At 29.9% G+C, this 25,423-nt stretch carries 15 protein-coding genes and 1 tRNA gene; 7 read left to right on the top strand and 9 right to left on the bottom strand.

From position 1 onward, the window contains the following. Positions 1–50: 50 nt before the first annotated feature. From TD29_RS01060 to TD29_RS01070, 3 genes are read right to left on the bottom strand one after another with little or no spacing between them, the layout of a single operon-like run. The gene (locus TD29_RS01060) at positions 51–554 is read right to left on the bottom strand and encodes a TPM domain-containing protein (protein WP_040278294.1); all 504 of its coding nucleotides are present in this window, start codon (positions 552–554) and stop codon (positions 51–53) included. Next, positions 551–4,327, bottom strand: a complete 3,777-nt coding sequence (locus TD29_RS17770) for a DUF6443 domain-containing protein (RefSeq protein ID WP_052466932.1) — start codon at positions 4,325–4,327, stop codon at positions 551–553. The genes TD29_RS01060 and TD29_RS17770 overlap by 4 nt, the downstream gene beginning before the upstream one ends. 10 nt (positions 4,328–4,337) lie before the next feature. After that, positions 4,338–8,021, bottom strand: a complete 3,684-nt coding sequence (locus TD29_RS01070) for a hypothetical protein (protein WP_040278296.1) — start codon at positions 8,019–8,021, stop codon at positions 4,338–4,340. A gap of 231 nt (positions 8,022–8,252) precedes the next feature. Between TD29_RS01070 and TD29_RS01075 the strand changes: the two genes are divergently transcribed. From TD29_RS01075 to TD29_RS01105, 7 genes are read left to right on the top strand one after another with little or no spacing between them, the layout of a single operon-like run. Then, entirely contained in the window at positions 8,253–8,930 is a 678-nt protein-coding gene (locus tag TD29_RS01075; protein WP_040278297.1) for a response regulator, read from the top strand. After that, entirely contained in the window at positions 8,917–9,345 is a 429-nt protein-coding gene (locus TD29_RS01080) for a type IV pilin protein (RefSeq protein ID WP_040278299.1), read from the top strand. Before TD29_RS01075 ends, TD29_RS01080 begins: the two co-directional genes overlap by 14 nt. Continuing rightward, positions 9,345–9,824 carry a hypothetical protein gene (locus TD29_RS01085; RefSeq protein WP_040278300.1) on the top strand — a complete coding sequence of 160 codons (480 nt, stop codon included), beginning with the start codon at positions 9,345–9,347 and terminating at the stop codon, positions 9,822–9,824. Before TD29_RS01080 ends, TD29_RS01085 begins: the two co-directional genes overlap by 1 nt. After that, positions 9,824–11,233: a GspE/PulE family protein gene (locus TD29_RS01090; protein ID WP_040278301.1), complete on the top strand. Its 1,410-nt coding sequence runs from the start codon at positions 9,824–9,826 to the stop codon at positions 11,231–11,233. The genes TD29_RS01085 and TD29_RS01090 overlap by 1 nt, the downstream gene beginning before the upstream one ends. A gap of 9 nt (positions 11,234–11,242) precedes the next feature. Further along, positions 11,243–13,399 carry a type II secretion system protein GspD gene (locus tag TD29_RS01095; protein ID WP_040278302.1) on the top strand — a complete coding sequence of 719 codons (2,157 nt, stop codon included), beginning with the start codon at positions 11,243–11,245 and terminating at the stop codon, positions 13,397–13,399. Further along, positions 13,399–14,613 (top strand): PilN domain-containing protein, encoded by a 1,215-nt coding sequence (locus TD29_RS01100; RefSeq protein WP_040278304.1) that lies wholly within the window; start codon positions 13,399–13,401, stop codon positions 14,611–14,613. Before TD29_RS01095 ends, TD29_RS01100 begins: the two co-directional genes overlap by 1 nt. Beyond that, a complete protein-coding gene (locus tag TD29_RS01105) occupies positions 14,597–15,109 on the top strand; it encodes a hypothetical protein (protein ID WP_040278305.1) in 513 nt (170 codons plus the stop codon). Before TD29_RS01100 ends, TD29_RS01105 begins: the two co-directional genes overlap by 17 nt. A gap of 60 nt (positions 15,110–15,169) precedes the next feature. On the opposite strand, the gene TD29_RS01110 is transcribed toward TD29_RS01105, so the two are convergent. From TD29_RS01110 to TD29_RS01130, 6 genes are all read right to left on the bottom strand, one after another. Further along, complete coding sequence (locus tag TD29_RS01110; protein ID WP_040278307.1) at positions 15,170–15,868, bottom strand: hypothetical protein; 699 nt, start codon at positions 15,866–15,868, stop codon at positions 15,170–15,172. Next, on the bottom strand, positions 15,840–22,268 hold the full coding sequence (locus TD29_RS01115) for an ATP-binding protein (RefSeq protein WP_040278309.1): 6,429 nt from the start codon (positions 22,266–22,268) through the stop codon (positions 15,840–15,842). Before TD29_RS01115 ends, TD29_RS01110 begins: the two co-directional genes overlap by 29 nt. 483 nt (positions 22,269–22,751) lie before the next feature. Further along, on the bottom strand, positions 22,752–22,907 hold the full coding sequence (locus TD29_RS18445) for a hypothetical protein (RefSeq protein ID WP_161792595.1): 156 nt from the start codon (positions 22,905–22,907) through the stop codon (positions 22,752–22,754). A gap of 236 nt (positions 22,908–23,143) precedes the next feature. Further along, positions 23,144–23,803: a hypothetical protein gene (locus tag TD29_RS01120; RefSeq protein WP_040278310.1), complete on the bottom strand. Its 660-nt coding sequence runs from the start codon at positions 23,801–23,803 to the stop codon at positions 23,144–23,146. 1 nt (position 23,804) lies between these two features. Next, on the bottom strand, positions 23,805–25,148 hold the full coding sequence (locus TD29_RS01125; protein WP_040278311.1) for a tyrosine-type recombinase/integrase: 1,344 nt from the start codon (positions 25,146–25,148) through the stop codon (positions 23,805–23,807). A 54-nt stretch (positions 25,149–25,202) separates the two neighbouring features. Further along, positions 25,203–25,275, bottom strand: a tRNA-Met gene (locus TD29_RS01130). Between the last annotated feature and the right edge of the window lie 148 nt (positions 25,276–25,423).

The following is a 25,423-nucleotide window of genomic DNA, read 5'->3' on the forward strand; positions in this document are numbered from 1 at the left end:
AGCTCTTATTTTATTCATTATCCTATTAAAAGTAATTATAATAATAATAGTTAAAGCATTTTAGGCAGCTCATCATTCAGTCTATTGTAAGCAAAGTTTAACCCTTCGTAAAACTTAGATTCTTTAAAGTAGCCAAGTGTTCCTTCTTTAATTTCAAGTAACTTATCTTTTGATATAGATTCATCTATGTTATCACCAACACTTATTTTAAAATCTCTTGTAATTGTTGAAATAATAATCAGAATCCTATTTTGATAATTATTTTTTCTCAAATCAAAAGAATGGAAATATTTATTAGCAACAGTATCTATACTTTCCTTTTCTTCATTATCTACTGAACAAAATACAACTTCTATATTTTTTTCTAAACTAATTTTTTTTAATAATAATTCAAGTTTGGCTTGTTCTTCTTTATTTAAAATGTAAGAAGTGTCATATACATATTTGACTTCTTGTATCTCTTCTGTTTCTTTAATGTCAATTTCTTGTTTGTTTTCGACTTTATTTTTGCATCCAAAAACAAATAATATAACAATTATAATTAAATACCTCATGGAGTTTCTTCTTCTGTATTTCTTCGTTTAACATCATCATTTATCTTTTCTTTAATCGTTTTATATAAAGTATATAAATCTGGAAAAACCTCTTGAGCAACTTCATCTGCAATTTTATCTGGGTCTGTTGCTCTAACTAATGATTGTATTTTTTCTATTTTTTCTATTTTTTTATCTAAGACATCGGCTTCCTTTTGTAAATCATTTATTTCAGATTCTAGACTTTTAATTTTTTCATAGCCTTCAGGGTTATCTTCTTTAAAACGCTTATCACTCTCTTGTTGCGCTGATTTAGCTTCTTCTTTGGACATTGGAGAACCAAATGAATCTCCTGCTCCTGCGCCACTATATCCGCCACCTCCATAACCTCCTTCAAAAACTGGACTATCAGCAGTACGTCCTGTCCGTATATTTCTCATCTCTGTGGTTTTAGAACTTATCTCACTTTTCACATCTTGAAGTTCATTATCAATTTTAGCTATCTTTTTTCCTATTGTAACTTTTACTATAGATTTTATAGTAGCACTAACAGCAATTTTAATAGCCCAAGCAGGAATTGGAAATTCTCCATCTTCATCAATAAAATTAATTGGATTATCAAAAGCATAATTATACGGAGAATATGTTGGCATCTTCTGAGCCAATGGATCTATATTCATCCAACGTCCAAGTGCTGGGTCATAATTGCGAGCAGTAACATCCATCCACCCAAGTCCTAGTTCGTCCTGCTCTTCTTTACCACCAAATCCATACGGATGGTCAGTACCATTTATCACATTATTATATCCTTTATGACGTAAACCAAAGGGATAGTAGTTGTTCTCCTCTAAGATTTCGGAAGATGCTTCAATTGTACCGTTACTATTGAGGTCAGAGTATGACAGTCTTATATTCCCTAAGTGGTCTTTATATTGATATACATAGTCATAACCACCATTATTACTTGGTTCAACGTATCCCTCAGGATGCGAAAAGAACTTTAAAACATCTTCCGCCCCATGTTTTTCATATATAAAATTACCAGCATATGCTGTAGTTGAGATATCACCATTGTAGGATTCCATTCGTTTTTCTAATTTAACACCAGTTGCATCGTAAATATAATACAATTGTCCTTCATTTGGGTCACTAGAAACAATAAAAGTTGGAAGATTTAAATGATTATACTCTATTGAACTAATGGATTTATTTTTATCTACTACCATATTACCATTGGTGTCGTATTCATAATCTCCAATTTGTGATCCAGCCGTATCTGTAAAACCAATGGTGTTATTTCCATTTTCAGTTACATCATCTAATTGATTACCACTATAAGAATACACTAAGTTATCCATACCTCCAGAAAACCATCCATCATTATTAATCCCTGTTCTACCTAACGATAATATATTACCATTTTTATCGTACTGAACATTTTTAAGATTATAGTGACCATTTTGTCCTGGAGTACTCCGTCTATAATGTGCCCAATTAATTCTGTTTAATGCGTCATACTCGTAATAATAACCACGATAATCTACCAAATCTGTAGCATCATTAACCGTTTGCCAAATTGTTTCGCTTATGTTTCCATTATACAACTTTTTTGACACTGAATTCCCTGCCAATTCTATTGTATTATAATTAATTTTAAATGCAAATAAATCATCCCCTAGTGACGTTGGTTCGTTGATTTGTTTTAACCAACCACGAATGTTATAGATATAATCTACAGTTTGTAACGGTGTTGTTTCTGTATTACCAACATTTTTAATTTTAAGTTGACCTAATTCATCATATTCATTCTTGATGATAAGTTCTTCTGGTTGCCCTGTAATTTGTTGTTTTTGGGTGAGTAATCTGTTTGCATGATCGTAGGTAAACCTATCGGTTATTATAATCGCGGAATTAGTTCCTTTTATATGAGAACTTTCGGTTTCTAAAACTGTGCCTATAAAATTTAAATCGGTTTTTATGACATCCTTAGTATTTAAATACGCATTGTCACTACCTATATAAATGGGTTGTGCTTTTTCATCATAATACGTCACAGAGGTAATCCAGTCTGTTGTGCCTAGTACTAGCACCAAACTCCCTGTTGCCAATGTTTTGGTATCACTGCTAATAGTTTTACCATAAATGGTTCCTGGATTAGGCAAGGCATTTGTTAATGTCGCATTATAACTATCATAATAATTAACAGTGAGTAATGTTAAATTATTTGACGGATATACATCATTTGAATAATATACAGACATACCGTCAATAGTTGATGCACTTGAAGATTGTTCTACTGATAATTGAGTTTGGCTACTTGCTGTGTCCTGTAAATTATGTCTAGAGTAATTATTATTAACAATTCCTGTATATGCAATGCGATCAAATTTATCATATTTTGTAAATGACCATCCTTTTGGAGATTTAGCACGCTGTAAAGCGTCCTGTGTTAATATTGGTCTATCTAATTTATCATAGACTATATACTCCCATCCTTTTTGTGGGATTTTCTTTTCTATCAATCTGTTTCTTTTATCGTAATGATATTGGTAGCAAAGGTCATCTATATGCTCTTCAACGATAATAGTATTTGGCAAATTTGCAACAATAGTTTCATTAATCGATGTTGTTGCACCACTTCCCGCGATATACAAATAACCATTTTGAACGGATACTGTGTAATTACCATTTAGAATGGTACCTAATATCATATTTGGTATATTTTGATTCAATTGAACTACAGCTCCCTTTGCCAAATCAATAGAGGAATCAAAACTTACATCAAAATCAACTGTAAACGTATTGGCACTGCCATTTACATTAATATTAATTGTTCCATTACCTGTAGTAATTGGTTCACCATGCTTATTTGTAGGAATTAAAGCAGAGGATTTATTAATAGAACTAAATCCCTTGTACCCCTGAGATGAAAGCACAAGGTCTGAGCCTTTAGGGGAAAGAACATAGGTTAAATTCTCAAAATCATCATATACATAATATGTATTATGTTCAATATCTTCATTATAAGTTCTCTTTAGAATAACCTGCCCTAAACTATTTTTAAATTCTTCGGTAGTGTGATCTTTGAGATACATTTGGCTAGGTTGCCAGTTTTCATCTTTTGTAATTGTTTTATATAATTCGTTTGCTCCATAAGTTCCCTCATAAAATAATTGAGGCTGTTCTGTATCTAATGTTGGGAAAATGACACTAAACATTTCAACTTTTTCAATAGTATTTGTTTGATACTCAAATTTAATGGTGTGATCTGTATCATTAACTTGATCTACTTGCCAATCTTTTCCTGGTGCGCCTTGTTCTAAAACTCTATTTAATGGTGAGTTTTCAAAGTGTTTTTGAGAGTATGCATTAACATCTGCAAGATTTAACCAATTTTCTTCTGGATATTTCTGTAAATATTGATTCTCTTGATTTAATATGAGATTTATATTATCAACATAATTTAAAGCATTATTGGTAAGCTGAGTAAATGTTGGCAAATAGTCTTTAATCTGTCTACCTAAGTCATCATAAATTATTGGGGTAATGATATTTTCTTTATTACCTCCTGCTTGTTTTGATATAGATTGTTTTGGTCTACCCAATCCATCTAAATAAGTGATAGTTTCTATTTTTTCATCATTGACTAAGTCTGTTGATGTACCAACTTTGTGCTCTCCATCTGTAGTCTTCACCTTGTAAGATGTTGACTTTACGTAATTCTCTGTTGTTGTTTGTGCCAATACTGTAAATGACACTAAAACGAATGCTAATGTGATTAGTAAATTTTTCATGGTTCTAGTATTAGTATTGGTTTCTATAATTATATTCGTTCTCGCTTAAGATATTACCGTCTTGGTCTTTGACGTATTTAAGTCTGTTGAAGTCATCATAATGATAGGTCATAGAAAACCCTCTAGGGTCAGTTACGCTTGTCACCCCAATAAGTGGGTCATAAGTTAATGTAGTAACTTGAGCATCAACTAAATCTGAATGATTCCTTATATCATCTAATTTTGTTTTAAGAAAATTCTCTGTACTAATATTTGAATCATTATTGGATGCAGATTTAGCTGCATTTATAACCGTTAAAAGACTTGAAGATATATTATCATAGCTATGACCTATTATTTTAGCTATAGGTTGAGAATCATTATAACCCCAAACAAAAATGACTCGTGTTCCTTCTGCTTTTGAAAACTCTAATGGGTTATTAAAATTGTCATATTTATGAAACTCAATCCGAGCTTCTGGATCATCAGCACCTTTACCAACCTCAATTACTTGAGGTAATAATTGATCTGTGGAATATTCAAAAAAGACTTTATGAGATTGATTAAGTTGCGTCCCATTTCTAAAACTTTGTGTTGCTACTAATTCATTAATTTGATGTAAGTCAACTAATTTCTGCCTGACACTAATTGAATTACTATTAATATCCGGTCCAACAGGATAAAAATATTTAGAAACTAAATCTTGTATAATACCAGACTCCTCAAAACTATTAGTTACTTGACTTATTTGAAAGTTATCTGCATTATATTGATAAATAGCACTACTTTCCTTTACAGAACTACTAGTATCATCATAAAAATACTCGTAATTATCTGTCTTATTTAAATACGTTTTACCCCAAATGTGTTTGGCATTTTGTATGCCTATATAACCAGGAAAACTACCACAATTCTGTGTATCACCTATTCCACTATCTATTGCACAGATTTCTATATCTGCTGTTCCACTTTTGTAATTTTGATAATAACTAAAGAACATATCACTTGGGCAATTAGATTGATAATAAGTATAGAAATAGTCATATTCTGCAATTTCATCAAATACATATTCATTTTCTGTCTTTTTAAGTATATCCCCACTTTCATTAAAAACCGATTGTTTTATTAATAAACCTTTTTTATGCTCTAAGTCTGGAACAGGAGTTTCAAAATAAGGAGGTGTTGAAGTATAGTAAGATTGATCATAAGTCGGATAGTCTAAAGAATTTGTAAACTCATAATCAGTTTTACCATTACCCGTTTTAGTGACTGTTACATTTTTATAACCTACATAATTCCCCTTAGTCATTTGTCCTGAAACTGCATTTAAAATTCTTGTAACTTCAAAACTATATGAAGTAGGTATAGGGTTACCCAAATTTATTACTCCCAAGCCTGCGGAACAATCAACTGGTGTAATTAAATTCATATTTTTCGTGTATGTTCTTTTCATCATAATACTTCCTTCAAATGCACCGCTGGATAATTGCAAATTAGGATCACTAAGATTACCACTAGGTAGAGGATTCCCAAAAGAAGTATCTGTTTCCTTCAACGAATAATCAAAATCGGTTTTAATCATATCGTTTTCCTGGTCTGTAAACCTTATACTCTTTATTCTTAAACCACCACCTCTTAAGTTCCTTGTATTGTACTGAAAAGTACCATATCGCATGGTAACATAAACACTCAACATTGTATGATTTACATTATCTGGAAGGGTTGGGTCTGGAGGAGCAATAATGTATTGTTGACTAGTATATACTTTTATCATATACCAACCTGGACTTAAACTTACATTGTCTACTATAGGATTGTTATTATCTTGTAAATCAAAGTTCCTAACAAATGTTTCTGATGATATATCATTTTCACTTTGAGGATTAGTTACATTGTTATTAAGAGTAACCTTACTCAACCTAACGTCGTGTTTGTTATAATCAATTTGATTTGAGATTACGCCAACAGTATTATAAGTAATTTCACCCGAAGTATTACTCGTTACTTCAAAAAACAATCTTTGTGGTAGAGGAACGGTCATACCATTTCCAATTAGGTCTCCATAAAAAGATTGATTGGGAGGCAACACCATAACATTGTTTTCTGGTAAATTAAAAACGTTTACCAATGATTGACCTACATAACCTATCTTATTTAGTTCAAAATCAAACTCCTTTTTACCACCTGTTGGGTAGGAAAGACTATTAAGAACTCCTGTTTTTGCTTTTGCTTCATAGTGTGAAGCATTATAAAAGTCATTAATTCCATTATAATATCCCCATATATCTTTATTTTCATTCTCAAACTCAGGTAACTCATCTCTATTTTCATAAAACATTTTATATGGTAATATGGTGGATTGATTTGAAATATCATGAATTCTATCTAAAAAGAGTCTCCCTTGAGGATTTGTATGATAAATAAAATAAAAGTCTTTTATTTCATTCCCATTGAAATCCTCAATTGTTATACCAGTTAATTTACAGCTTGTAAAGTTTGTAAACTCAGGATGATTATTCTCTTTAGAAAATGAGATTTTTGTAAGGTCTTTTAATGTAATTTGTTGTAATTTTTTACTTTGTATTGTAAGGTTACTACCTTTAGTAATATTTTTTGGAGGCATTAAAGAGGCATTAGAGTGTTTCATACTACCCAATAAAGAAGCTGGTGTTTGACCATTTGTACCTGTAAGTCTTGCAACTTCTCTGTTTTTTGCTGTGGTAAAAACCTCCAAAACATCATGATACTGATAGTTTGCTAGTAACTGATTACTTGAAGATCTTATCTCAGTGAGTTTCCAAGAAGATGTGTAATCTAATAATTGAGGTGACGTGATATTGCCAAATTGTGTAAATTTATCTGACTGTGATCTACTATGTAAATAGGATTCACTATGTGTAATTTCTTTATCAGAAAAAAGAAACTTATTACCATGAGGATCAATAACCTCAAAACTATTGAGAATATAAGCGTCTTCAGCAGTAGAGGCATTATTAGTAGTGTAATTAAGGTTAATTTTTATGTTTTTATCAGAAGAAATAATCTTAGGCTCTAAATTGCCATTTATGTTTAAAATTATAAACCTGCCCGCATATCCAAAAAAACTAAATTGAAAAAGGTCTGGTTGATAATCTTGATGTTGTACTCCATTGGTAGTTTCCCAAACAAATTCACTTAACTCATCATACTCTGTTTGAGAAGCGTTCGCTATATCAAGATTTGTTAATTCATAAAAATTATTACTAAAAGTACCAATATCACCTACACCATAATCACCTATACCGGAAACGGTAGAAATTTCATCTGGCACATCCATTACCGTTCTTGAAATAACACTTTCAGTGTTTAAAGACCACCCTGTACCTGTCCATCCAGACCTCTCATCCACTCTCACACCCGACGGGTTGTAACTTAATCCAATATTAAGATTGAGATTATTTGAAAGTTTGGCTAAATACAAAGAAAGAGAGATATCAGGAACACCTGTGTAATGATTGACAGGCACTTCTTCAAACCTCATTAAAGTTGCAACAGTAGGAGATGGAGGAATAATTGTGGGTAAATCAGTTTCAATATTTTCTTCGATTCCTCCAATCGTATTAGTATTTGTCTGCGACAAACTATTGTTCACACTTATGATGGTCAATAATAATATTAGCTGCAATTTAGAACTTATGAAACAATAAGGTTTCGAATAATAAATTAAATTTTTCATCAAAAATTAGTTTAGAAGTTATTGGATTTACAAAACATAAATACCAACTAAACTATGATGCTGACATTTCAATCTTGCCTTTTATACTTCTCTAAAATTAGTATCAATCTTCAAATATTAATTAAGGTTTTAACTTTAAAAGTTAAAGCTAAATGCTTTACATTTGTTTCTCTCCCTATTTTATATTAGTAGCTGTAAGTATTAATTTATTAATTATTTTATTTACAGACTATGACACAACCTATTAACGTCTTAATCGTAGAAGATGAACCTCTTATTATAAACGTATTAGAGAAAACATTAGATCAAATAAGCGAAGACAATGGCTTATTTGAATTTAAAATATCATCGGTAACTAATTGCGATTCGGCAGAGCTTGAGATACAAAAAGCTGTGAAGACTCAGCCTTTTGATTTGGTGCTTTTAGATATAAGTATTCCGGAATCTACAGATAAGCAATTATTATCTGGTGAGGATATTGGAGTTAAATTAAGGGAGTTATTTCCCAATGTAAAAATTATGGTTTTTACATCACATAATAACAATTACCGATTGAATAATATCCTTAAATCAATCAATCCTGAAGGATTTCTCATAAAAAGTGATATTGATTATAGTAAACTAATTACTGCTATAAATGCGATACTCAATGATGAGCCTTTTTACAGCAAAGCAATCATGCAATTAGTAAGACGTCATATTTCTAATGATTTTGTTTTAGATCAATTAGATAGACAATTGATATTTCATATCTCAAAAGGTTCAAAAATGAAGGAACTCGCTGAGATCTTACCCTTATCTAAAAGTGCTATGGAATACAGAAAAAGAAATCTTAAACAATTGTTTGATATCGATGATGGTAATGATAGAGACTTAATTTTAAAAGCAGAAGAGCATGGCTATATATAATTTCAAAATTTCAAATGATAAGATGAAAGTAAAAGCTTTTAATCTTCAGGAGATTCTGGTAGTGCTTCTAATAATTGGTGTATTCATGTTAATCGCTTTACCAAACCTTATGCCTTTAGTTACTAAAGCAAAAAGTGCTGAAGCGCAGATCCAATTAAAATACATTTTTAATAATCAAACATCACATCGCTATCTGTATTCTAAATACAGTACAGATTTGTATGAGTTAGATTTTGAAGCACCTAAAACGGTAAAAAACAATGGAACTAGTAATTACATTTACGATATTTTAAATGCAGACAATACAACTTTTATAGCTAGAGCAACAGCTATAACTGATTTTGATGGTGATGGCATCTATAACGTCTGGGAAATAAACGAAAATGGTACGCCTAAACAAATTATAAAAGACTAATGATATTAGTAAAAATCATATTAATTATAACATTAGGTTTGATCTTTATTCAGGACTACAAAGAACGTCGAGTGTTTTGGTTTTTATTTCCAATAGTGGGTTTATGTAGTGGTTTTCTTTTTTACAATGACACATTACCAGAATTATTTATAACCTCAATTATCTTAAATCTTGCTTTTGTTACACTTTTGCTATTGGTAATAATACTATACTCAAAATTGGTTTTAAAAGTCAATATTAGTGAAGCTTTTGGACTTGGAGATGCTTTACTATTTATAGGTTTAATTTTTTCGTTTTCAACAATCTCATTCTTAATAATTTTTGTTTTTGCGCTTGTATTCTCTCTTATTGCACATCTAAGTTTAAAACGATTTTCTAAAATCAAATCTGTACCACTTGCTGGTTATTTAAGTTTGTTTTTTGGAGCCTCCTATATTTCATTTTGGTTGGGTATCACTAATTCTTTATACGCGTTTTAATGATAGTAAAAGAAGACTTTAAAATACCTGCAAACCTAACTCAGCTTATCAGTAGTGAGCAAGCTTACCAGTATAATATTGTACCTATTTCCGAAGAAAATAAAACGATTACTTTTAAATCTTTGAGTATAGACCAAAGACTAAAACAAGAATTGCAAATATTACTTGGAAGACCTATTGAGTTAGTTAAAACTTCTGAATCAGATATAAAACAGTGTCTATCTTCCAATTTCAGAATTAGAGCTAATACACAAGGTAAAACATTTAACTACTCCAACGATTTCTTAGAAGATTTACTCTCTACAGCAAAGTCAATTGGGAGCAGTGATATTCATTTTGAAACTTATGAACATAGATGTAGAGTTCGATTTAGACTCGACGGAAAGTTAAAAGAGTATTTTATTATTAATAAAGAAGAATATCCTGTCATTGTAAATAAACTGAAGATTAAAGCAGGTTTAGATATTTCGGAAAAACGTTTACCTCAAGATGGTCGTATTACGATAAAAACAGTTTCTGAAGAGTTTGATATTAGAGTGTCTTCTCTACCAATTCTTCATGGAGAAAAACTCGTACTTAGAATACTAAGTAAGGATGCAGATCATATTCAACTCGACGATTTAGGGTTCTCAGTAGACGAACTTAAATCGTATCTAGAAACTATAAAAAAACCTAATGGCATTGTTTTAATTTCTGGACCAACAGGATCGGGTAAAACAACAACATTGTATGCCACTTTGAAATTATTAAATACTGAAACGACTAATGTTTTAACTATTGAAGATCCAATTGAATATACGCTAGAAGGTATTAATCAAGTGCAACTAAAAGAAAATATAGGCTTAGATTTCTCGAGTACGTTAAGAACGTTTTTGAGACAAGATCCAGATGTTATAATGGTTGGTGAAATAAGAGATGCTAAAACTGCTAATATGGCAATAAGAGCAGCCTTAACTGGACACTTAGTTTTATCAACTATTCATACTAATTCTGCTTGGGCAACGATTACAAGATTAGTTGATATGGATATTGCACCATTTCTTATAGCGAGCACATTAAATGTTAGCGTTGCACAACGACTGATTAGAAAACTTTGTGACCATTGTAAAGAGACTACTCAACTTGTACCTAACGATTTTCCTAGTTCGTTTTTAGTCCCGAAGGAACTCAAAGAAAAATCGATCCCTGTAGGTTGTGACCATTGTTATTATACTGGATATTCTGGTAGAAAAGCCATTTATGAAATCATCCCAATTACTAAAGAATTAGTCTCTCATATTAAAGATAATACGTTAGAGATTGACGACTATATAAGTGAGCGAAACATTGTAACCTTAAAAGACAATGCTATTGAATTAATCAAAAATGGTATCACTTCAATTGACGAAGTGTATGCATTGTTAATCTAATTATTACATATGAAATCAGTAGTATTAATTATAATCACATTTTTAATAGTATCATTTGCTCAAGCGCAAATGGATGATCGCCTAATCATAATTGAAACTACACTAGATGGTTTATCCACAAGTAAAAAAGGGCTGACAGAAATTTTAGATGCTAATATTTCACTTAATGAGGTTACTTTATCAAATTTTTTATTAGCGATCTCAAATGTGCATGAACTGAGTATAAATGTATCTCCCGAACTCAATCAAATTAACTTAACCAATAACTTTGCTGATGTCTCAGTGAGTAACGTACTTCTATTTTTATGCAAAGAGTACAACTTAACTATAGAATTTACTGGAGAGATTTTATCCATTAAAAGCTATAGACCAATCCAAGAAGACAAGACCTATCCTATTGATATAGACTATTACCCAACAAATGAAACCATAGCTATAGATATTAAAACTAATAATCTTTATGAAGTTTTTAAGCACATCATGGATAAAAGTGCTAAAAATTTAATGTATGCTCCAGGAATGGAAAACTTATCCATTACATCCTATATAAAAGCTACAGATTTTGATTCTGCAATGGATAAATTAGCATTAGCTAACAATTTGTCACTTACTAAAACAAAAGACAATTTTTATGTTTTTGATTTGCAATCTCAAAACACTGCTGATAGCAACAATCGTTCTTTAAGACAGCGTTTAAATCCAAATTTAGGATTTAACGTACTAGACCTAAATAACCAATTATTAGAGGTCAACTTTGTAAATGTGAAAATTTCGGATGTGGTTAAAACTGTTGGTGATTCCCTTGGAATCAATATATTTTTAGCTTCACCATTAGATCAAGCAGGAATAGTAAGTCTAAAAACTAACTCCATCTCTTTTGACAATTTACTTGTTAAAATGTTTGAGCCTCAAGTCAAAATCACATCAAATACTACAAGTAATAACACAACGACCTCATCAAGTAATAGAAATACTACAGAGCAATCAAACACAACCAACAGCTATACCTTTAAAAAAGAAGGTAATATTTATTTCTTCGGAACAACAAATCAGTTAAGTGTTAGAAAAGTAGATATTATCACACTTCGTCATAGGTCTGTTACACTTATGACTGATCCAGAATCTATAACACATAATAACAATGTAAGAGATAATTATGCTGTTGCAAATCAAGGTTATGGTAATCAAAACAAATACAATAATCCCAACATTAACAATCTCAATAATGACAACAGGGGACAAAATTATAATGGTAATACTCAACGTCAACATGAAGAAAATCGTAGTATTTTAGAAATTATACCTGAAGAAATAAAACAAAATTTAGATTTTAAGGTTGACTTTGAGTTAAATAATATCTATGTCTCTGGAACAAGTGCAAGAATCGAATTTTTTAAAGATTTTGTAGAGAAGATTGATAAGACGATTCCTGTAATTCTTATTGAGGTTATGATTGTTGAGGCTCAAACAACAAACACCCTTGAAGCAGGTGTTAGTTGGGGAATTGGAGATGCTCCTGCAACTACTCAAGGAGGCATTTTTCCAACAACAGATTTGACTCTAGGTGCGCAAACCATTAATAAGATTATCAATGGGTTTAGTAGCACCTCCGTTTTTAATTTTGGCAGAGTGGTTCCTAACTTTTTTGCAACGATAAAAGCAATGGAAACCAATGGTAATTTGAAAATAAAATCAACACCCAAATTAGCAACACTTAATGGACACAAAGCCTCTTTTTCAAATGGTCAAACGTCTTACTATGCTATCGTTAGACGAGATATTATTGGTTCAGATAACCCGCAAACAACAGAAATACGTAACTACTTCCCTATTGATGCCAAATTGGGATTAGATATTAAACCTTATGTCACTGGTGACAAACAAGTGTTGCTTGATATCAACGTCATTCAGTCCACTTTTGGTCAGCGTATTGCAGAGGATGCTCCACCAGATATTAATTCGCGTAACTTTTCTTCTGTGGTTCGTATGAAGGATCAGGATATTGCAGTTCTAGGTGGTTTGGAAGAGAATTATAAGAGTAATTCTGGATCAGGAGTTCCATTTCTGGCGAGAATACCAATCATTAAATGGTTATTTAGTAAGCGTGTTAGAGAAGGAAGAAAATCTAAATTAACTGTATTTATTAAACCTACGGTCATTTATTAATGAAAGATAAACTCATATCATATTTAACTTATGGGAACAGCTATTATAGTGTTGAACAAACACAAGCAAATGGCAGTACGATATATTGTGGTATTGGGTTGAAAAAAAGCAAAAATCAGGTTGAAGTAGAAGATCGTTTTGAGTGTCATAATCTTGATGAAGTTTCTAAACATATTCCAAAAGGTAAAGCGGTATGTCTTGTTGTAAATAATGAATTTACCATTACCAAAAAAGTTGAAAGTGTAGATGCTGAAATTTTAAAACTTATACACCAAGCGTTTCCAAACATTAAAATTGATGATTTCTATTATGAGATTTTAAAACAGGATACAATTCATTTTGTATCTATATGTAGAAAGGATTATCTAGATGAACTCTTGAAAGAGTATCTATCACATAATATTTCTATTGTTGATTTTTCTCTTGGAAACTTAATGATATCTTCTATCGCACATCTTATTTCTGAAATAAGCATCCAGACGTCTAACGCAACGATGATAAAAGAAGGCAATCAAATTATTTCTATTGAAGCAACTGAGGATTTAATTACTTCGTCTTACGCTTTTAATGATACAAATTTGACTACTAAAGAGCTATTAACTTTTTCATCAGCATTGAGTCTAGTTACAAATACAAAACAAACTGTTTCTGCTTTTCGTAATAGAGATAAAGGTCTGCTGGCTAATTTTAAAGAAAAACGATTCTTTACCCAATTTACTAAAATTGGATTGTGCGTTTTATTTTCAGCGCTGTTAATTAATTTTTTTCTCTTCAGTAATTACTACGGTAAAGCTAATGAGTTAAGAGAAACAGCACAACTTTTAGAAGCATCTAAAAGTAATGTAGTAAATCTAAGTAATAAGGTTAAAAAATCACAGAAATTAGTTGAGGATGTTTTGAAAACTAACTCTTCTCGAAGCTCTTTTTATGCAGATGCCCTTATCAAATATATCCCTGAATCGATTGTATTAACACAATTGAATTATCAGCCACTATTAAGAAAAATTAAAGCCGACAAACCCATTGATAATGATACCAACACTATTATGGTTTCTGGTACATCTCAAGAACGAATAGTAGTTTCAGAATGGATATCATCGCTTGAAAAACTAAATTGGATACAAAACATCGAAATTTTAAATTTTGATGATACAAAAAACTCATCATCATCTTTTTCGTTTAAAATTTATATTCAAGATGAAACAAAAAACTAAAAATATCTATCTTATTTGTTCTTTTGTGCTTTTATTGATAATCGCCTATAAGTTTAGTTTTTCAAACACTATTGAAGCTAAAAACGATTATAATTTATTAGCGCAGGAAACCTCAGCATTTGATAATATGCCAATGCAACTTGCTATACTGAAGCAAAAAGAAAAATATTATGATTCACTGCTCACGATCTACAAGCTGAAAGATAATTCCATTCAAAACAGTTTACTAAAAACGATTAACTCTTACGCAGATGCTAAAAACATTAAGATTAGTAACTTTATTGAACCGCACCAAATCGAACAAGGAGATTCAAAAATAAACACGTATCAATTTACTTTAGAAGGTGATTATAATACTATCATAACGCTCATTCATCAACTAGAGCAAAACACTAAGTTTGGTGAGGTCATAAATCTCAACTTTGAAAAGAAGAAGAATTATAAGACTGGTCGATTTTACTTGGAGGCAGATGTTTTGTTGAGTAGTTTTGGGTGACGCATAGAAGCCATTTGCAAATGGCTATAAATGCCAACAAAAATAATGTTTTACTCTTTATCATTGTTTTTCATCATCAATTAGTGCGTCCTTTAAACTTAATAATGCTTCTTTTTGCTCATTGATACAACTTTCTAATTCTGAAAATAATATTTCAAGTTTTTGAGCATCAGATTTATCTCTTTCTTTTTTTTTAGAAGAATCTATAATTCTAACTTTAATTTCCGAACTATTGATATAATTTAAATAACTAACAATTGTTTTCTCTTCTTTGCTTAGAAATTCCCCATGTTTCTCAACCCATTGATTATCTTTTTCAAGAACTTTATCATGAATCATTGACATCAAAGATTTATTATAAATTCTCTTTGAACTCTCTTTTATGACTTTTAAAAAATCAACCCAATTTTTAGACTTGATATCCCTCTGTTTTTCGGCAAAAAGAAAAGGAATGAATGGGTGTTTTTCTTCTTTAAATAATTCTAAAACTGAAATAATAGGTTTCAATTTGTCTGTTGGTTTTTCGATAGGGATTCTCTCTCGCTTATCCCAAAGTTGAATTATTAAATTACAGCATTCCTTTTTTAATTTCTTTTTCTCAACTTTAGAGGTCGTACTTTCTATTTTATATATTAACTCCGATATGTATTGAGCCATCCAACGAGCTAAAGTGTTAAATCTATCATTTAGATTTAATTCTTCAATTAATGTTTCACCTAGCTCAATTATTTTATCTTCTGACTGTTTTGATTGTTCCATCTGGTTTTATTAAATATAACTTTGTATGCTCCCAAGTTCTATTATTATCTTTAAAACTATAATCTTTTTCTTTAATTTGTTTTTCTATGTGACATTCAATAATCATATTTTTTTTGGATTGATTAAGAACCGATAAAATAAAATTAAAGTCAACTTCTAATAGTGATGCTTCGCTCTGTAACAAAGTTAGGCTTCTGTATCTTTCATCAGTCACTTCATGCCAATTTATATTTTTCATTATAAGTTTATCATGGAGATAAGCATTTTTTAAATCTTCAGTAAGTCTTATAGGAAACATGTCTAAAACTTTCTCGGAAAAGCAAGCAAAGCTATAACCAATGTCTTTAAACAAATAATCATGTTCATCAAGACCTTTGCCTTGCGTTTCATTTTCGTTATATTTTATGAAACTTGTCAATTCAAATCCTAATTGATTTATCTCATTCTCATTGCCATCTCTATCAACAGGTAATGCATAATCATGGTGATTTTCTGCACCTTGTAAAGCTCTTAATAATGCTTCTGACGTTTTAGGAGACACTATTGCCGATCTAATGTAAATCATCTCAGTATTATCTCCCATATATCTTTTAGAATAGCCATGAGGCACTATAAAACTGTTATTTTTGAAGTTGCTTATGCCTACCTCTTTATCAAACTTTTCTTCTTCAATATTATCTCTCCAATCTTTATCAAATTTTGAATATTCAATCTTCCAATACTTTTCTTTCAACGGAATAGAATCTACTAAATCAGAAACCCAAAACTTATCCCATGTGTTTGCATTAGATTTCAACCATTTATCCCATGATTCCCAATAGTAATCTTCTATTGCTTGAGGTTCATTAATTAATAGATCATTAGCAGCGCAGAACATGGAATGATATTCAAAATAAGTTTCGAGTGTTTCAATTTGTGGAATGGTTCCGTGTCCTCTATTTGTAAGTCGCCAATCATCATTATATAATTGATTAGTAAGGTAATCATCTTCATGAGTGTTACCAGTATAACCCCATTTTTCTATTATATGCTTATCGGCAAGGTCAGCTACATCATATTTAGTAAGGTTGAATAAATCTCCCAAACTACTGTACCAATAAGGTAGTGTGTCCATAGTATCAAAATCAAATCGCCAATTCCCATCCTTATTTGAACTGTATTTTCTTTGCCCTATTGAGAGTTCTTCTCCCTCTGCTTTTTCAAATTTAGATACTAAACAATTATTGATTACATGCTTTTCATGCTCTTCAAAACTGTCTTGATTTACTTCTAAAATATTTAAGCACGTTTTTTTTACGAAATATTTTATCAAAACATGAGGTAAGTCAGAATTTTGAAGTTCAGAAATTAAAATTGATTTAAAACGTAGAATTAAATTTGGGTCATCAATACTAATCTTTTCTATAGCGATCCACAGGTATAATTTAGCTGAAATCCAATAAAATCTATAACTTTTATTTTGAAAAGGATAACAATTATCAATATTCTGTTTTTCCAATAAATGCTTTAAAACATCAATATTACTATCAACCAAATTTTTTAAAGAATGAATAGCTCTCCAACGATATAGCTTATTAGGATATCCTAAAAGAAACCTCAATAAATTAGCTAGCACTTCATCTTTATTCTGCGGTGGAATAAGATTTTTACACCAAACTCCATCTGAAACATCTTCTTTCACTTTAACACTCCACCGTTCTAAAGCCCAAACAAGCAACTGTTCATTTTCACCCTTAGACAGTTTCAACTTTATTAATTCAAATATGTCGTAAAGAGATTCATCAGATAATTCATCAATCTTTTCTGGAATTAATTCAAGAATAGTATCTGCCAATAGATTTTCATCTAAATCAAACAAATCCGCAAGTTTGTTTACACTCCAAACACTAAACCTTTTATGTTCATTAAAATGATTAAACCATGAGGATAAAACATATTTAAAATTTTCTTCTTTCCATCTATTTACCGAAGGATGATATGACCAATCTTTAAGTCTTTGCTTTAAAGCATCATTTAAGGAATAATAGCTTAATACATTAGAATCTATCCTAACCAAAGCCTCAAGATGGGTTGTATATTCACTAACATTTATCTTTATAATTATATCAGAAAGAAATCTATCTACTTTCCATCTTCCGAAATTTTCATCTCGGAGTGTAATTTGCTCTATAACCGCCTCCAATTCTAATGTTGAGGTAACATCTAAACTATCAATATCTATATCATGGTTATATTCTTGTTTTGGATAGTGATTTGTGATTGTATTTTTTTCGGTCTCTTCAATTTGATTAAGAAAATTTATGTAATCTGACAAATCATCCAATACAACTTGTTGAATAAATGCACCTGATTTCACCTTTTCATAAATTTTCTTTAGAATACTTTTGTCTTGTACTGATTTATATCTTCTCAGTAAGACTGCCACAAAATCTGTTTTACCTTGTATATCTTGATTTTCATCAAACTTATTTAAAATTGACTCATAAAAATCTATAAGATTTTCTGAATAGTGATTAAGCTGATAAAGTGGTAGTAACGAAGTAGTTTCTTTATGACACAAAAACCCATTTTTAAATGACTTATTTAATACAGAAAAGGCATAACTTCCAATATCAACAATATTTCTATGATGCCACCTACAAATTGTAGAAAACATTGAAGGCAAATCAATATTAGCAATTCCCATAAGTGCATTTTCATAAGGAAAATGCTTTTTTTCATAACCATCTAAACTAACATCACAATATTCAACAAACCTTGCATATTTATATGCTAACTCAGGATTAGCTTTATTTATGCCTAACTGTGTTAAGCTGTATAAACACCTTATTTTGGAAAATGCTTCATTATATTCTATTTCCTGTACTGATTCGATTGATTTTTCAAAAAAGTATTTCCCGACTTCCTTATCTATTTTACTACTTATGAATGTACATTTTATATAATCATCAACAAGTTCTTGAGAGGTAACGTTTATTTTATCTAATTTTTTGTCTATTTCATTTAATAACTTTAAACTAAGATCGTCAAACTCTCTAGTATATTGTATTGTGTTTAAAATAGTAAACCTTATGCCTGTGTAAGGCATTTTCTTAAATGAAGTTAACACATTATTTATCAAAGATTTTTTATGTAATAAACCTATTAGCTTTGATAATTTTGACACAAAAAATAATTTTTGGTCTTGAGATCTGTGACCAGCCTTATAGTCAAAGTCGTAACTACTATTTATTTTTTGACAAACATCTTGAAACTCAGAAATCAAATCATCCAATTCTATTTCATTCAAAAATATTTTTGACCTTAACTGATATATAAATAGATTGAATGAATAAAAGTTATCAAACTCTTGTTTGTCACTTTCTAGATGTCTTCTTTTTTCATAATCTTCAATTTTATCGATATCCTTGAATTTCTTCGGGTATATGTGATTTAAACTTATAGATTCATTTATAATAGAAGCTTTTAAAATTTTTGATCTTAAAGCAAGATCCATATATATTTCGTCTTTACCATCATCAAACTGATTACGAAAATAAGGTATGCGTTGAGGGACATTGTAATTTATAGACGTTAAAATCTGTAACACTTCATCTCTATACTTGCCTTTAAAAAGCAATATTTCACAAAAGTCAACTAAAACGGAATGGAATCTAATATCAAATTTTATTTTCTTACACCTCAATGTTTTTAATACTAACTTTTTTAAATCAAAATGAATTGCTCTTTTGTATTGAAATAATTTAGTTACTATGAATATTTGTATATCTAACCTTAACTTTTCGGCGCTTTTTAACCAATCTGAAATTTCTACGTCAGAAGAAAACTGAAAAAGGCTTTTAATTAAATGATTGCCTGAAAACAATCTAATAGACTCTGGTGTCCATCGAAATAACGATTTAACACTTCTTTCTACACCATAAAGCCTCAGAACCGCTTCTGTTTCACATGAGATATCAATGCTTGAAATATTATAATCATTATTGAAATCATTTTCTAATATTTCCTTATTACTATGCTTCCAATTAAGCCACTCGTTAGCAGTATTTAAATGTCGTATAGCTACCTCTTTATTACTCCTAGAATAAGCTGCTGATAATTTTAAATGAAATGAACCTCCCCAAGTAGTTTCTTCTGAATTTAATTTATACTTCTGTAATGAATATTCATCTCCATATTGCAAAATCAATTCGGGATGATTTACTAATAGATCAAATAAAGCTTTGTCTGTTTTGGCTTCTTCAGCAGCAATAAAAATTAACTTAAATAAGGTAACAAAATCATTTTCACTTTTTGATAGTTTTATTGCTTGCTTAACTCTGTCTATATATATTTCTTTTTTTCTTACAGGATCTAGAATTGAGTCCAAATTTTTTCTTTCTAATACAATTTCTTTGAGATTATCATATCTATTAGCATTGTACAATATGAAACCTAAACTCTTAGCTGCATAAAAATCTAATTCAGACTTTATTAAAAAAACATCTGCTATTTTTGACAATTCATTATCATCAAGTAAGTATTCCTTTCTAATAAAATTCTCAAAATCTTCATCTCTAAATTCAAACTGATTATCGTCACATATAAGTCCTGTCCATAATTCAGATTTCAAATCATGCAGAACACATTTTTCAACTTTCATTATTTCAGCTAGATATTCTAAAGGTACTGGCCTTGGTAAAGTGATTAATAATTTTAAAAAATCACTTATTAGATGTTTATCACTATCTCCTAATCTACTTTCCGCTTCTTTAATTTTATCTAAAATAAAATCTTCAACTTTCTTTCCATTTGGCTTTAAATAATTGATAAGTTCATTTATGCCATTTAACTTTAAATCTAAAGCGTAGAATTGTGCTCTTGGAACTCCATCTGTATATTTATGAAATTCTTCTACTTGCTTAATTTTTACATCTGGAAAATGGTTTTTAACAAAAATTTCAGTTTCGTTTTGCGAAAAAGATCTTAATGGAATATTTGTACAATCATTAGGCAGGTTTAACGTCCCTTTTCTAAAAGTTCTTGTTGTAAAAATGATGTTACATCCTTCAGGAATATTAAAATTAACTAATAATTGAGTAAAACTTAATTCATTATGAATTTTAGCTGCAACAACACTATTATCAGCTGCATCTATAATGATATTTAAAGTAGCATTCGGATTTCTCTTTTTTAAAATTTCTACACCTTTGTTTAATCTTTTTTCTAATTCTCTTATATAAACCTCATTAGAGTCTCCTTTATTTAAAAGAAAACTTGTTCCAATATTCTTTGCGATATCGTTTGCAATTTGCACTAAACCATATTTTGGTAAATGTCGTCTATCTGAAGAATATTGGTATGCACCCTTACCATAACAATCAAAGATTATACATTCAGAAAATTTTGGAAGATTCTGTTTTATTTGTTGAACAATTGTTGATTTACCTATTCCTGCTCCACCATGCAAACATATAATTCGACTCTTTTTTTTATTTAATATATTTAATATTTCGTCTAGTTGTTCTCTTCTAACCTGCTCTGTTAGTTCGACGAAATTTTGCTTTACAGGAAAAAGATTTTCCACAGAGCCTCCATCAAAGCCAAGGCTTGCAATTAAATTTGTAACCGTTAAAATTCTGCTGTTATCAGATTCTGGCATGCATTTATTCCAAATCATTAAATACAATGCATTGTACTGCGTCTTATAGGTTACTGCAGTTTCTGAAATAGCTTTAACCAAATCTAGCTTAATCGCATTTCTGGAATTAGCACCACAATCATCAAAGTCTAGTATTCTTAAAAAGTCTGTAAACTCCGTTAAATTTAATTTTGAAGCAGAACAAAGATTTATCAGCGATTTTTTATACTTAATAAAATCCTGATCTAAAACTTTATTAAAACTAATTTTTCCTTTATTTGATTTTAGATAAGTTTTAATATTACTTAAGACTTCTAATTGAACAGGTTTGATATTTCTATTTGATACTAACTTTATAATTATTTTTTTCTGAACTTCCTTTTTATCATAACTATCAATAAATGTTTTATAAGCCGAAGCTAATCGATGAATAATAGACCCGTTGTATGAATCACTTTTTTTTCCTTTATATAATTCAGAAAATATATATGGATCTTTAGCTTTTCTAGTGCTATATTTTAGTTGCGAAATGACTATTCTATTTGCCTTTTCAAAATCATTACCACCATAATACTCGGATAAATCAATACCTAGAAGCTTTTCTCCTGTTGGATCAGAATTAATTGAAAAATTTCTTTCTACATCTTCTATGTAAATTGCTTTTAGCCCATTATCATCAAAGTTTAGCATTTCGAAGGACTTTTGCATGGTCCACAAAACATGAAAGTCATCTCCAGCGTTTGAAAGATCTGCGTCTTGTATCTTTTTTTTTACGGTCAAGTAGTTTAATATTAAATTTTTATACTGAAACTTAAAAGTGATAAGTTTATAATAAAAAACACTCTATTAAGAGTGCTACATTATACTATCCTAATTTATTAATTTATAATTAATTAAAGGCAGAATTCTATTAAAATTCAATTAGTTTTTTTTAACATCAAAATTTCATATCGTATCACTATCATAACTTTTTTAATCATATGGTAATTTAGTTTACATCTATTTTCAATGATTCAAAATTCAATTTACACTTGCAGTCTATGAGTTTTACTCTAATTCAACACTAAAATAAAACAAATAAATCAAGCTCTTGAACAAAAGAATTTCACTAAAAAATGATGGTCTAGAAAAAAAACGCATAATGTAAATGTAATCAGAATAAGCTATCGAAAAATCATAATGTTCTCCAATAAATCAAAATATGAATAACGACCATACATCTCTTTTGGCACATTCTTAACCAAATGTTAACGACCATTTATTTTATCTAGAATAAGATAAAACATCTGCTTTAGTTGCTGGTTTTTTAGAGTTCGGAATCAAAACCGATTTCAAACTAGAAGCTAATAATGCTCCAGCAGCTGCATTTCCAACACCAGTATAACTCATTTTATCCTTGCGAATTTTTGGAAATTCCATAAGCACATTTATTTGCTGAGTTTTAGATTCATTTACAACAATTATATTCTTACTATTTCTTATTCGTCAAGTATTTGAACGATATCACTTAGAACAATATTTCTTAATTCGGCTTCTTTTAAGTACGTATTCAATGGAATAATACATAAAACATATTACCTAAAACAATTCAATTATCGTCAAACAAACGTTCCTTTGACGCTAAAATTCAATAAATAGTTCAATTTACTTGTAAATTATTTAATTTTTAAATGAAAAACATGTTTGAGTAAATAATTGTCAGCCTCAACATCCGATAGCAAAAGTGGTTTCTTATTTTGTTTTTCTGTTAGGGATAAATCAACTTTTGAAACATGCTGAACATTTGAATCTAAAAAATTATTTTCCTTTTCTAAAAACTTTTTAAGTCCGTTTATATTAAACTCTTTATTTACCGAACCAAATTTCACCATTATCTCTTTACGATGGTCATTAATAGCATTAAATTGAATATCTAAATAGAACTGAATTCCATCAAAATAATTTTTAGCTTTATTCTTTGCATCGTCTCTACACAACAATGCGAAATTATACCAGGTATTTAGAGACACCTTATATTCGTCTAATAAAAACTTGAAAGTTTTATCACTTAAGGTGTTTTCTAAATCTAGTAATTGAAATAAGTTTGACTTCAAAATTCTTTCTCGGTTCATAATTTCTAAATTATCAAAACCAAAGTTAATATCATGAGGCTTACCTTTACCATCATAAAAAATAAGATGATCTATGAGATTAGAATTTTCAAACTCCCCAATGCTCTGCTTATCCATCAACTCAATTAAATTACTTGGCAAATAGACAATGAATGGTCTTCGGATGCTTAAAATAAGATCTTGCATATCTTGGTTAAATGCCATATTATAACAATTTTGAATAATCCTCAGGTAGTTCCGCGTCTATGTCTCTTAAATATTTCTCTAATGCTGTCATTGTAGTATGCCCTGTTATTTGCATTAAATTACTTTTAGCAGCAAAAGGGCTTGATTCTTTTACCATCGCTCTATACATTTTAGTAATAAAGGTATGCCTAAAACTATATAGACCATAATTTTTATCTAGACCAAAATGGTCTTTTACTACGGTTTTAAAACGTTTACTAAAATAATCTCTTCTGTTCGTGAGTTCTGTTGACCAAACACCTCCAATTTCATATGGTGTAAATAGATACAAATCACCCTCTTTCATTGATAAATCTGGTATACTCTTAAATAAAATCTCAGGAATTATTTTAGTCTTTAACAACTTATTTTTTGCTTGAAACTGTAATGTTCTATTCAGAAAATCAATATTTTTAATTTTTAATCGACATACCTCAATTGGTCTTAATAAATTATAAGATATAAACTTAATGTATAAAAGTAGAATGGGGTCTTCAGTTTCAAGATGTTGAAATATCTCTTCTTGCTGTTGAACAGAATATGTTTTATTTCGTTGAGGATTACTTTTTAAATGATTAATATTCTTTATGAAGTTCTTTTCGATTAACTCGTTATCTTCCATTGTTTGAAAAACACTACTCAAACAAGTTCGGTAATTATTTCTATTTCTTGCAGATGTTTTTACTTGTATTGAATTAAGAAAATCAATAATGGTCTTTTTCTTTAAAATTCTAACATTATCAACAACAATACTGTTCCCTTTTAAATACTTAATTAAAATATTACATCTGCTCTGATAATCAACGATAGTTCTTTTACTAACTATATTGGTTTTTAAAGCAATTGCAAGGTCAATAGCCTCCCTTAGACTAATAATATCAGTATTACTTCTATTTTCAACAACACTCTTGTTGTTGTTGTTGTTGTTGTTGTTGTTGTTGCTGTGTGTCTTATTTGTAAAATTCTCCTTTATTTCTACATTTGTTTGCTTAGCAGTTCTAAGCTTATGATGTTCTGTATTATCATCAAATGGATTGTAGCCATCTTTTAATAATTTCAATAAACGTTTCTTATAAATAGATAGTACAGAATAACGTGCCTCTTTTGTTTTATATCTATTTGTCTTACCATAGATATTTTTCATTCGCTCTAGCTTTCCTGTTTTTGGGTTGAGATATGAGAAATAAACATACCATCGTTTACTAAGATCGCCATTGGCATCGTAGATTTTTGGTATCGAAAAAGGTTTTTTGTGTGCCAAATCGTGTTCTAAATCGTGTTCATTTTGAGACTCGAAGGTAACTAATTCATAAATGCTTTGCATAAAAAAACGGTTTAGAGTGAACTAAACCGTTGATTTTGAAAGAATTTAATCTAGTAGCGGGAACTGGACTCGAACCAGTGACCTTCGGGTTATGAGCCCGACGAGCTACCTACTGCTCTATCCCGCGATGTATTCAAAAAATAACTGTCTTAGCTTTTAACTTTCGGCTCATAATACCGACTCAATCATTTTAGGACTGCAAATATAAAAGCTTTTTTAGATATTACCAATATATTTCATAAAGATTTCAGCAGATTATAATCTTTATATTTACT

The organism is Psychroserpens damuponensis (assembly GCF_000826655.1).
Taxonomy (GTDB): domain Bacteria; phylum Bacteroidota; class Bacteroidia; order Flavobacteriales; family Flavobacteriaceae; genus Psychroserpens; species Psychroserpens damuponensis.